The following is a 12561-nucleotide window of genomic DNA, read 5'->3' as shown; positions in this document are numbered from 1 at the left end:
GACACGGTTGTTGATGCTGATGTAGCAAATGCTAGAATCAGACTGATTGATGAAATCACGACAATCGCCTCCCAGTCAATTATACCATAATTGATGATTGCGCTAACAGAATAGCTGGGAACTCTGAAAATCCTTTATGGTAATAGGGGTAACCACGTCAAACGTATATCCATCGGCTTAGAGACGCTATTCCTCGTGCCGATGGATATTGCATTTTAGGGGTATTAAAGCAATGGATGCTTGGTTAAGTGATAAGAAGATAATTCAAAGAAGCAAGCGATATTATGCACATTTTGATGTGCGAACAGATATCGGTCGCATGAAAGATTATGCTTCAAATCCAAAAGCAGTTGCAGCGCATGGATTTTATCCATTTATCCATTATGAGATGGATATGAGCAAGTTTAAAAGAGGAAAAGGAGTAGTTCCTAAAAAACGTGATATTTGCTATGCAGCACATATTGATCGGTGCATTTATCAGTATTACAGTCACATTTTGAATGAGAAATATAACGAGCGAACGACTTGTGATGGGATTTCTAATGTTGCGGTTGCCTATCGAACAAATTTAGGAAAGAGCAATATTCAATTTTCCAAAGCGGCCTACGATTTTATCCGTAAGACAGAAAACTGCTATGTGATGATTGGCGATTTTACGCATTTCTTTGATAACTTAGACCATGCTTACTTGAAGAAGCAATGGTGCTCGTTATTGGAATGCGAAAGATTACCAAAGGATCATTATAATGTGTTTAAGAATATCACGTCATTTAGTCAATGGGAACTGACGGACTTGTTGGCTATAAATAAACTGAAAGACAACAAAGCAGGTCATCGCGCACTCAATAAACAATCAAGAGTATTAACAGCGGAACAATATAAAAACAATCGTTCTCACATACAGCCAAATATGAACCATTACGGGATACCACAAGGATCACCTATTAGTGGAATGTTGGCGAACCTCTATATGCTGGAAGTTGATAAGCAAATCCATGATCTAGTTGAACAATATCACGGATTTTATATGCGGTATAGTGATGATTTTATTGTGATAGTGCCGGATGAACCTAACAATAATGCGCTGAATGTCTTCTCTGAAGTGAGAGCATTTATTGCAAGTGCTCCTAGATTAAAATTGGAGCCGAGCAAAACCCAATATTTTCATTATAAGGAAGAGAAGGTTGAGAATATTGGAAAAGCGATAGACAAAGGTGCAGACGATAGTAAAAAATTTATCAATTTTTTGGGATTTTCGTTTAATGGAACGAAAGTGTTTATCCGTTCTAAAACGACGGCCAAATACTATTACCGGATGCACAGAAAGGCAAAAAATATTGCAAAAACAGGAGGGTATACCAGAAAAGGAAATCATATCAATCTTTCTGGTCTGTATACGCTTTATTCTGAACATGGTGCAAAGAGCAAACGAGGAAATTATTTTACCTATATTGAGCATGCTGAAGAAGAGTATGGACAAGATGAAGAAATTCGACATGATTTGAAAAATAATATGGGAAAAATAAGAAAAGTTCTAAAAGGTATTTAATTAGAACTTTTGTATGATAAAACAGCCGCCCAGCGACCTTACGGTCTCGCTGGGCGGCTTATTTTTTGCGTTTCCAGAGCAAATATTCTTCGTAGCGGTGCATCTCGTTCTGTTCTTCTTCGGTCAGGCGCTGGCGCTGGATGCGGGCTTTGTCGGAGGGATCGTAATCGGACAAACCTAACAGAAAATCAGAAGAAGTATGATAGCGTCTGCAAATTGCAACCAGTGTTGAGTGGTCAGGAGAACTTTTGTCGTGCTCCCAACTGCGGACAGTAGAAACCGAAACACTAAGAGCTTTTGCTAACACTTGTTGCTTTTCACCATTCAGCTTTCGTAATTCTGCCAGCCGCTCACCAATCATCTAGCGCACCACCCTTCTTTGCTTTCAAGTATAGAGAATCTTATTACTTTTGGCAAAAAACGCCGAAATTCTTGTGAATTGGCTGTAAAAGTGATAAGATACTTGTTAGTATAGGCCGAAAGTGCTAAGAACATTATCACTTCCGCCGCAACGCTAAGGCAAAGCGAGGAATACCCCGTTGGAACAACTGATCGACTTTCACGCACCGGAAGTGCAGGCGGTGCTGGATACGCTACTAAAAGATAAATCTACCGGTAAAAACATCATCTGGGCAACCGACCCGCCGGAGGAGCTGCAAACCGTGATGTACGAGCCGGTGACGGATAGATCCCAGATCACCGCACAGCAGCTCAGGCTGACCCACTATGAGGTGGTGCTGCCCCGGATGATGAAGCAGACCGACACCCAGCAGCAACGCACCCGCAAAAAAGGCGAGGTGTTCAGCCCCGCATGGGTCTGCAACAAGATGAATAACGCGCTGGATGCTGACTGGTTCCGTGGGCTGGGGGCAGAGGAGAGCGCCGGGCAGTTCACGGTGGAGCTGCCCCAAGGCTGGCAGACGGTGGAAACGCCGGTGCAGTTCCCGGTTTGCGGGGGCAGGACCCCGGCATGGGTGCAGTATGTGCAGAGCCGCCGCTTGGAGGTGACCTGCGGCGAAGCCCCCTTTCTGGCATCCCGGTACGATGCCGCCACTGGCGAGATGATCCCGGTAGCCCGGCGCATTGGCATTCTGGACCGCAAGCTGCGGGTGGTAAGCGAGAACGCCGCCACAGAGGACGAGTGGCGCAAATATGCCACCCATGCGGTGCAGTCTACCTACGGCTATGAGTATCAGGGAGATAATCTTTTGTTGGCACGGGTCAACCTGCTGCTGACCTATGCAGAGCATCTGCAAGCCCGCTGGCAGCGCAAGCCCACAAAAGAAGAGTTACAGCCTATCGCCACCATCATCAGCTGGAACCTGTGGCAAATGGACGGCTTGCACCTGTCTGTGCCCGGCGGCAAGCCCCAGCCGGAGACAGAACAGCTTGATCTCTTTTCCATGTTCGGGGCGGCAGAGCCGCAGCCGCCCACGGTATCCTGCAAAGTGAAAAACTGGCGCAAGGGCAGCCATGGAACCGCCCAGAACTTTGAAACCATTCAGGAAGGGAGTACCAGCATGAAGTTTGATTATGTCATCGGAAACCCGCCGTATCAGGAAGTTGATGGAGGTTCAGGCGCAAGCGCAACGCCGGTATATAACAAATTCATTGAGGAAACAAAGACATTGAATCCAACGGCAATGTCTTTTATCATTCCAGCAAAATGGTATTCTGGTGGTAAAGGGTTGGATAAATTTCGAGAGCAGATGTTAAACGACAAACGAATGGCGGTACTCGTTGACTATCCTAACTCGCTGGATGTTTTTCCGAATGTGGATGTTGCTGGTGGTGTATGCTATTTTGTGTGGGCTAAGTCACATGAGGGAAAATGCTACTACATAAATTACCGAGATGGGGTTAAGACATCCGAATACCGTGATTTGAATGAGTTTTCGACATTTATTCGTTATCCAATCGCTGCCGAGATAGTTAAGAAGGTGCGTCTGAAAGGAGAGCAGACGCTTGATACGATAGTTTCCAGCCGAAAGCCGTTTGGTCTTGCTACAAATGTGAAACCGCTCAAAGCAGGAGATATTCAACTGAGATTTAATGGTGGGATAGGCCCATATAAAAGAAGTTTGATTTCTACGGGTATAGAAAATATAGACCGCTATAAAATCATTATTTCATATTTGACGGCAGAACACGCAGGACAGCCCGATAAGAACGGACAATACCGCATTCTCTCGACAATGGAAAAGCAGCCGCCGAAAGTAGTTTGTTCAGAAACGTATCTCGTTGCAGGAGCATTTGACACAGAAGCTGAAGCAGATAACTATATGAGATACCTAAAAACACGATTTGTGCGTTTTTTGATTTCGATTTTGGCGATGACACAGCATATCAGCAAAGGTATGTTTGGTTTTGTTCCTGTTCAGGATTTTTCAAGAGCGTGGACAGATGAAGAACTGTTTTCAAAGTATAAACTAACTTCTGATGAAGTGGCATTCATACAAAGCATTATAAAGGAGATGGCATAATGGCTGGCATAACCCTGCGCACTGCCCGGCAGGTAGTGCCCATGATCTACGCCTATACCACCCCGGAAATTGCCCGGCACAACGGCTGGACGAAGATCGGCTACACCGAGCAGTCAGTGGACAAACGCCTGAAACAGCAGACCCACACCGCCGATGTGCTGTTCCATGAGGAGTGGCGGGGCAATGCTGTCTACGATGACGGCAGCGGTGAGGTGTTCACCGACCACGATTTCCACGCCTACCTCCGCAAGCTGAACGTGGAGAACGACCGCAAAAACGAGTGGTTCCATCTGGATGGGCAGCAGTCCCGGCGGTATTTTCAGGATTTCCGCATGAACCGGGGCCGGGTGCAGCTGGATGCTGCCATCGCCTACACCCTGCGGGAAGAACAGGCAAGGGCTGTCCACGACACCAAGACCTATTACCAGAGCCACCCCGGCGGGGAATACCTCTGGAACGCCAAGCCCCGCTTTGGCAAGACCCTTTCCGTCTACGATTTCTGCAAGCAGGTCGATGCACAGACGGTGCTCATCGTCACCAACCGCCCTGCTATCGCCAATAGCTGGTACAGCGACTATGTGCGCTTTCTGGGCAGGGAGTCCGGCTATCTGTTTGTCAGCCATGTGGATGCCCTTGCCGGGCAGCCCCATGTGCTGGACGAGCAGGGCTATCTGGATGCCGCCGCACAGGGCGAGGAACTGTATAAGCGCATTGAGTTCGTCAGCCTGCAGGACATGAAAGGCTCGAAGTATTTCGGCGGCGAGTACGACAAGCTGCAACACCTGACCGAGCTGAACTGGGATGTGCTGGTCATCGATGAAGCCCACGAGGGCGTGGACACCTACAAGACCGACCTTGCCTTTGACCACATCCGCCGCAAGTTCACGCTGCACCTGTCCGGCACGCCCTTCAAGGCACTGGCAAACGATAAGTTTGCCGGGGATGCCATCTTCAACTGGACCTACGCCGACGAGCAGGCCGCCAAGCGGAACTGGCAGGGCGCACCGGGGCAGCAGAACCCCTACGCAAACCTCCCTATGCTCAACCTCTACACCTACCAGATGTCCGAGATCATCCGGGACGAAATTCAGCAGGGCGTGGAGATCGACGGCGAAACGCAGGAATTTGCCTTTGACCTGAACGAATTCTTCAAGGTGAAGCCCAGCGGCAGCTTTGAGCACGACGCCGAGGTGGACCGCTTTCTGGATGCTATGACCACCCAGAACAAGTTTCCGTTTTCCACCCCGGAACTGCGTGCCGAACTGAAGCACACTTTCTGGCTGCTGAACCGGGTGGACAGTGCCAGAGCGCTGGCAAAAAAGCTGCAGGCGCACCCGGTGTTCCGGGACTATGAGGTAATCCTTGCCGCCGGTGACGGCAAGCTGGACGACACGGACGAGAACCAGAAGAGCTTTGACCGGGTAAAAGCCGCCATCGCCCACCATGAAAAGACCATTACCCTGTCGGTGGGGCAGCTGACCACCGGTGTCACCATCCCGGAGTGGTCGGCGGTGCTGATGCTCTCCAACCTGAAAAGCCCGGCGCTGTATATGCAGGCAGCGTTCCGTGCCCAGAACCCCTGCCTTTTCCACGAAAACGGCACCTTCCGCCGCAAAGAGAACGCCTATGTGTTCGATTTTGACCCTGCCCGCACTCTGCTGATCTACGAGCAGTTCGCCAACGACCTTTCACAGGACACCGCTAGCGGCAAGGGCGGCACCGGGGAGCGCAAGGCGCACATTCAGAATCTGCTCAACTTCTTCCCAGTCATTGGTGAGGACGAGGAAGGGGAGATGATCCCGCTGGATGCAGAAAAAGTCCTCAGCATCCCCCGGAAGATCAAGTCTAAAGAAGTGGTGCGGATGGGTTTCCAGAGCAACTTCCTGTTCCAGAACATTTCCAACGTGTTCAGTGCCCCGCAGGAGGTGCTGGACATTCTGCAAAACTTCCAGCCCATCAGCGAAGCCAAGGCAAAGCCCATCCAGATCACCCCGGACACCGGCGCAGACCTCTCCCTGAACGACAAGGGCGAGGTAGACTTGGATGAGGGCTACGTCATCGGCAAGGCAGCGGATGTGTTCGGGGAGAAGATCTACGAAAGCACCCCGGCGCTGGACACCGCCCTGCAAGACCTGACCGATGCCCCGGCTCCTGCCAAAGAAGAGCATCTGGAACCCCTGAAAAAGAGCATCACCAAGGAGATCATCACCCCCATGGTGGAGCAGGCAAAGCAGGAGTATGGTCGGGACCTGAAGCTGTCCGACCAGAAGCGGTTTGAGAGTACCGCCAAAGCCAAGATGGACGTGGCGGTGAACAAGGTGGTGGACAACTACCGCATCGACCAGAGCCAGTTGGAAGAAAAGCGCACCCAGCAGTTACAGAGCTGCACCACCGCCCAGCAGCGTCAGCAGGTGAACCGGGAATTTGACGCAAAACAGCAGCAGAGCACCGCCGCCCTGATGGAGACGTTGCAAACCACCATTCAGCAGACGGCGCAGGAGATGCAGCAGACCATCGTGCGCACCGTGGAGACCAACCAGAAGGAGCAGGAGAAAAAGGGCTACGAGGACACCGTCCGTGACCATCTGCGGGGCTTCTCCCGCACCATCCCGTCCTTCCTTATGGCGTATGGCGACGAGAACGTGACACTGGCGAACTTTGACCAAATCATCCCGGACAAGGTCTTTCAGGAGGTCACCAGCATCACGTTGGAACAGTTCCGCTTTTTGCGGGACGGTGGACCGTACATCAACCAAGCCACCGGACAGGAGGAGCACTTTGCAGGCCACCTGTTCGACCCGGTAGTGTTTGACGATTCGGTGAAGGAGTTCTTGAACCTGAAGGTCAAGCTGGCAGATTACTTTGACGAGAGCCGCACCGAGGATATCTTCGATTACATCCCGCCCCAGAAAACCAACCAGATCTTCACCCCAAAGTGGGTGGTGAAAAAGATGGTAGACCTGCTGGAGCAGGAAAACCCCGGCTGCTTCGATGACCCCGGCAAGACCTTTCTGGACCCCTACATGAAGTCCGGTCTGTACATTACGGAAATCGTCAAGCACCTTTACCGCAGCGAGAAGATGCGGCAAGCCTTCCCGGACGATAACGCCCGGCTGGAACATATCTTTGCCAAGCAGGTCTATGGGCTTGCCCCGACCGAGATCATCTACCGCATTGCCATCAGCTACATTCTGGGCTTTGCAAAGGGTAACGGCATCACCGCCCACCATATCCGTCAGGCGGATACGCTGGAATTTGCCAAGGCGGACACCATGGAAAGGGAACTGGATAAGATCTTCAGAGATTGAGAAAATAGAATACAGCATAAAACCAAAGGCGGCTGTCTGCATGGGTGCAGATGGCTGCCTTTTTGTGCTATTCGCGCAACTTTTATGGAAATTTGTTGAAATGGTTACTTTTTGGCCTTTCTCGCCGGCTACCTATTGAGGGGACTTTTTCGAGGTAGGTACTTATAACAACTTTATTACAAAGAATCGTCAATGGGTGCCAAATGGCCTTTCTCGTCGGCTACCAAGTGAGAGTATCTTTTTTCAAGAGTGCTTCGACTTTGGACACGCTCACCGTTGCAAATTGTCTACCTCAGTTGGCTGCTCGATAAACTGACGATATTTTAACTCAACGGTTGATTCGACTATATTTTCCAAGAACTTTTCAACGAATTTCTTTTTCTGGCTATTATTTAGCCGTTATCAAAGCCTACCAAGTAGAGGGATAATTTTTCGGAAGCCCTAAATTCCGAGGATTTTCTATAAAAATCTGCTCCTTGAAAACAGAATAGTTCAATCGTCCGGTACTTCACAAAAGGTACTTCTGTAATTCGCAGCCCGGCCATAACGAAGGCGGGGTGGCTGAAATGCCAATGGTGCGGTGCAAGCCCGCCGCCGGACGATTCCCCACTCCTAGGGTGCCGAGGGCGAATATGGGAGACCTATATCATATTGACGCAGATGGACTGTAAGCCTATCTGCGATGGGGGAGCCGGAACAATTTCCGGCTCTCGTTACATTGAGCCGGACGAGCTGTTTTTCTGAACAGCTTGCCCGGAGCAAGAGTGCAGAGAGCGCAGCTCTTTGCCCCAGTGATATGATGCTGTGCGTCATATCCTACTGGGTATTATCTGGCGCAAAAAGGCGGCAGATCCAGCAGCTTCGCTGCTGCGTTCTCCCCACCAAGCTGTTGAAACGGAGGGATGTCTATCTGAAATTAACACGACACAACGGACGAGCCGGAACCCACGGCACCTATAACCCCAAGCACAATGACCGCAGTTTCAACCTTTCCAACAGCGAGCACATTGACCCGGAACGAGCCAAGGGCAACATCTACTGGGACTGCTTCCATGGCTTCCGTTCGGCTCTCGACCCACAAGACCCGAATGATCTGGCAGCAACCTTCTCGGATGTGGAACGGCAGTTTTACGAGATCCGGTACACAACCTTCATCGAAGGTCAGAACGAGCGCAACGCCAAAATCCGGCACACTGAACGTAACCGCTCCATTCCTGACCTGCTGTCCAGCCGCAAGACCTGCCCGGAAGAAACTATCTACCAGCTTGGAACGCTGGATGAACACGCTTCCGCAGAGGATTTGCTGAACATCGTCACGGAGTTCATCGAGGAATTCAAGGCAAAGTTTGGCAACCACGTTCATGTGCTGGACTGGGCGTTGCATCTGGACGAAAGCACGCCCCACATCCACGAACGCCATGTGTTCGACTGCGAGAACAAGTACGGCGAGGTAGCTCCCCAGCAGGAAAAGGCGCTGGAAGCGTTGGGTTTTGAACTGCCTGACCCGGGCAAACCCCTCGGCCGCCGCAACAACCGCAAAATCGCCTTTGATGCCGCCTGCCGGAAGATGCTGTTCGAGATTGCCAAGCGGCATGGGCTGGATCTGGAGGAAGAAGCGGAGTACGGCAACCGCAAGTATCTGGAAAAGCAGGATTTTATCCTTGCCAAGCAAAAGGAGCAGCTTGCCGCCCAGCAGGACAGGCTGGACGAGCTGACCCTGAAAGTTTCGGATATGGAGACCCTTCTGGATGATGTTTCGGCAGCAGCCTATGATAAGGCGGTGGAGGTAGTGACGGAGGTGGTGCGCACCGAGACCCGCAAGGAAGATATGCGGATGATCGAGGACACGAAGAAGTGGGTGCTGTCCCCGGAGCGTAAGGCTCCCAAGGCCACGAGGGAGTACACCGCAAAACATCTGGATACCGTGCTGGACAAGTTCCTCAAGACCATGCAGACCACCGCTGCCCGCTTGCAGGAGAAGCTCCTGAAGCCGGATGTCCGGCAAAAGGGCAAGGAGCAGGTCAAGGAGAAAGCACGGGATTCCGTTCTGCAGCTGCTGAACCGCTTGCAGGCAGAACAGGCACAGCGGAAGCCATCTGTCACGCCTACCGCCGAAAAGTCAGAAACACGAGGTGATGTTTATTGAGCAAAGAAGTCAACGAAGAACGCACTCCCCGAACCGTTGGAGATGTGAAGGAAATGCTAACCAAGCACTCCAACGGCGAAATCCAGCGGACGATCCAGAACTGCATCACGATTCTGCAGAACGACCATGTGCTTGCCGATGCCATCCGGCTGAACCTGTTGAGCGAGCGCATCGACATTGTAAAGCCTGTGGGCTGGCCCCGTTCCGGCAAGACGCTGAACGACACCGACATGAAGTATATCCTGCGGAGGATGGAGAAATACGGCATTTCCAGTGAAAAGAAAATCGAATCTGCCATCCGCATTGTTGCCAACGAGAACCGCTATCACCCCATCCGGGATTACCTGAACGGCCTGCAATGGGACGGCACGGAACGGATCCCCCACGTCCTGCACCACTTTCTCGGTGCTGCGGAGGACGAGTACACTTGCGAAGCCATGAAGATCTTCCTGCTGGGAGCCATCAAGCGGGTGTTCCAGCCGGGATGTAAATTTGAGACCATGCTCTGTTTGGTGGGAGGTCAAGGTGTGGGAAAGTCCACTTTCTTCCGGCTGCTGGCAGTCAAGGACGAATGGTTCTCGGATGACCTGCGGCGGCTGGACGATGACAATGTGTACCGCAAGCTGCAAGGGCACTGGATCATCGAAATGTCAGAGATGATCGCCACCGCCAACGCCAAGAGCATCGAGGAAATCAAGAGCTTTCTCAGCAAGCAGAAGGAAACCTATAAAATTCCCTACGAGACCCATCCTGCCGACCGTCTGCGCCAGTGCGTCTTTGCTGGTACGACCAACCGGCAGGATTTTTTGCCCCGTGACCGCACAGGCAACCGCCGCTTCATCCCTGTTCCGGTAGATGCAGAACAGGCCAAAGTCCACATTCTGGACAATGAGGAGGAATCTCGCACCTATATCGACCAGCTCTGGGCGGAAGCTATGACCATCTACAACAGCGGCAACTACAAGCTGGCGTTCAGCCCTGCCATGCAGGAAACCCTGCAAGCCCATCAGCAGGACTTCATGCAGGAAGATGCACAGGCGGGCATGATCTATGCCTTTTTGGAGGACTACACGGGTGAACGGGTGTGTTCCAAGCAGCTCTATGCGGAAGCACTGGGCAACACCAATATCCCGGCAGAGTGGGAGACTCGTGCTATCTGCGAGATCATGAACACCGGCATTTCGCGCGGCGATATCCAAGGCTGGCAGGCGCACAAGACCGCCAAGCGTTACCCGAAGTACGGTGTTCAGAAAGGCTGGGAGCGCGTAACCAGCCCCGAAACCGGGGCTGAAGATTTCTCCGAAATGACGGATGCGGAAGCCCAGCAACTGGGCTTTCCCTTCTGACGACACCGGTTACACGTCTGGTTACAGATTCGGTTACACCTCAGTTACAGCGCAAAAGCCGCATGATTGCTGCGTTTTCCGCTTTCTGTAACCATGTAACCTTAAAAAGATAAGAAAAAGTATAAAGTCCACCGAATGTCCTGCGTACAGAAAAAGAGAGTTTTCCTGCCCGGTTACAGGCGTTCGGTTACAAGGAATTGGAGGTCTGCCTATGAAAGACGTCCCTATTTGGGAAAAGAGCAATCTGACGCTGGAAGAAGCTGCGGCTTACTCCGGCATTGGCATCAACAAGCTGCGTGAAATCACGAATGAAGATAAATGCAAATTCGTCCTCTGGGTGGGAAACAAGCGTCTGATCAAACGTCGCCTGTTCGATTGCTTTGTCGAGCAAGCATATTCTATTTGAGAGGTTGCCAAAGGCTGCAAATGTGAAACCGTCCTTTTCTCATTCGCTGCGGGTGGAAATCGCATGGTTGATGTGTTATACTGACACTGACCTTATAGATGCGCTTTTCACAGAAAGGAGCTTCTAAATGCCTGAAAAGCGCAAGGATAGCAAGGGCCGTGTTTTGAAGGATGGCGAAAGCCAGAGAGCAAATGGCACCTACGACTATCGTTATACCGATATCCACAAGAAACGGCGTTGTATTTACGCTAAATCCCTGACAGAGCTGCGGAAAAAAGAGGAAGAACTGTGGCGCGATCTGGCAGACGGCATCGACTACGCCGCCGGAGAAATGACGGTGGCTGATCTGGTTGACCGTTATATGAATCTGAAACGTGGGTTGAAACCCAATTCACTTCGGTCGTACAACACAGCGGTCAAACGGATTCATGCTGACCCTTTCGGGCAAAAAGCCATCAAAACGGTAAAATTGTCCGATGCGAAAGGCTGGTTCGTGTTTCTGCATGACAGCGGTTTCAAGCAAAACACCATTGGAATCCTGCAAAGCGTTGTCAGACCGGCGTTTGAGATGGCGGTGGAGGATGACATCATCCGCAAGAATCCATTCAAGTTCAAGCTGTCGGATGTTGTGCCGAAGGACGCTTATGTGCGCGATGCCCTGACCAGAGAGCAGCAGGAGAAATATCTGCAATTCGTTCAGGACTACGGCGGCAACTATTATGATGATATCGTCATTCTTTTGGGAACCGGCTTGCGGGTGAGCGAGTTGTACGGTCTAACACGAGCAGATATCGACTTTGAGCGGCATTGTATCCATGTGCGGCGGCAACTTTGCCGGACGGCTGAAAAGCCCTACTTTGTCACACCGCCGAAAACCAAAAGCGGCATCCGCAATGTTCCCATGACGGATACCGTTTGTGCAGCGCTGTTGCGTGTAGTAAGAACCAGAGCGTCCACAAAGGTAGAAGCGCTGGTGGATGGCTGCAGCGGATTTCTCTTTCTGGACAAGTCCGGAATGCCGAAGGTGGCAATGCACTTGGAAAACTATATGCGTGGCGTGCAGGGCAAGTTTGAAACTGCATACGGCAAACCTGTACCGAAAATCACGCCCCATGTGCTGCGACACACCTTCTGCACCAATGTTCAGCAGGCCGGGCTGGATGTAAAAAGCCTGCAATACCTGATGGGGCACTCCAATGCCAGTGTGACGCTGGATGTCTACACGCACAGCAGCTTTGAATCGGTTGAAAGAGCCTTTGAACAGATCGCCGGCAACCTGTGATTTCCGACGTGTGAAGCGGAATAGCTTACGCCAAAACTTAC

8 protein-coding genes are annotated in these 12561 nt (G+C 51.3%); 7 read left to right on the top strand and 1 reads right to left on the bottom strand.

Features of this window, described 5'->3' with window-relative positions:
• The first annotated feature begins 232 nt into the window (after positions 1–232).
• Positions 233–1549 (top strand): reverse transcriptase/maturase family protein, encoded by a 1317-nt coding sequence (locus I5P96_RS09245; protein WP_223381762.1) that lies wholly within the window; start codon positions 233–235, stop codon positions 1547–1549.
• Between the two features lie 58 nt (positions 1550–1607).
• Here the strand turns inward: I5P96_RS09245 and I5P96_RS09240 are convergent, their stop codons facing one another.
• A complete protein-coding gene (locus I5P96_RS09240; protein ID WP_154258861.1) occupies positions 1608–1910 on the bottom strand; it encodes a helix-turn-helix domain-containing protein in 303 nt (100 codons plus the stop codon).
• A gap of 178 nt (positions 1911–2088) precedes the next feature.
• On the opposite strand from I5P96_RS09240, the gene I5P96_RS09235 reads away from it, so the two are divergent.
• The 6 genes from I5P96_RS09235 to I5P96_RS09210 all read left to right on the top strand — a co-directional run bounded on the left by I5P96_RS09235 (position 2089) and on the right by I5P96_RS09210 (position 12520).
• Positions 2089–4032, top strand: a complete 1944-nt coding sequence (locus I5P96_RS09235; RefSeq protein ID WP_223381761.1) for an Eco57I restriction-modification methylase domain-containing protein — start codon at positions 2089–2091, stop codon at positions 4030–4032.
• On the top strand, positions 4032–7340 hold the full coding sequence (locus I5P96_RS09230; protein ID WP_223381760.1) for a DEAD/DEAH box helicase family protein: 3309 nt from the start codon (positions 4032–4034) through the stop codon (positions 7338–7340). Before I5P96_RS09235 ends, I5P96_RS09230 begins: the two co-directional genes overlap by 1 nt.
• Positions 7341–8136: 796 nt before the next feature.
• The gene (locus I5P96_RS09225; protein ID WP_317850516.1) at positions 8137–9486 is read left to right on the top strand and encodes a hypothetical protein; all 1350 of its coding nucleotides are present in this window, start codon (positions 8137–8139) and stop codon (positions 9484–9486) included.
• Between the two features lie 53 nt (positions 9487–9539).
• The gene (locus I5P96_RS09220) at positions 9540–10832 is read left to right on the top strand and encodes a virulence-associated E family protein (RefSeq protein ID WP_223381758.1); all 1293 of its coding nucleotides are present in this window, start codon (positions 9540–9542) and stop codon (positions 10830–10832) included.
• A 211-nt stretch (positions 10833–11043) separates the two neighbouring features.
• Entirely contained in the window at positions 11044–11238 is a 195-nt protein-coding gene (locus I5P96_RS09215) for an excisionase (protein WP_055185100.1), read from the top strand.
• 127 nt (positions 11239–11365) lie between these two features.
• Entirely contained in the window at positions 11366–12520 is a 1155-nt protein-coding gene (locus tag I5P96_RS09210; protein ID WP_223381757.1) for a site-specific integrase, read from the top strand.
• The last annotated feature ends 41 nt before the right edge of the window (positions 12521–12561 follow it).

Origin of the sequence: Faecalibacterium prausnitzii (genome assembly GCF_019967995.1) — a bacterium.
GTDB lineage: Bacteria > Bacillota > Clostridia > Oscillospirales > Ruminococcaceae > Faecalibacterium > Faecalibacterium prausnitzii_E.
Note: the sequence above shows the minus strand (reverse complement) of the source record. Positions and strands in the feature narration are given on the sequence as shown.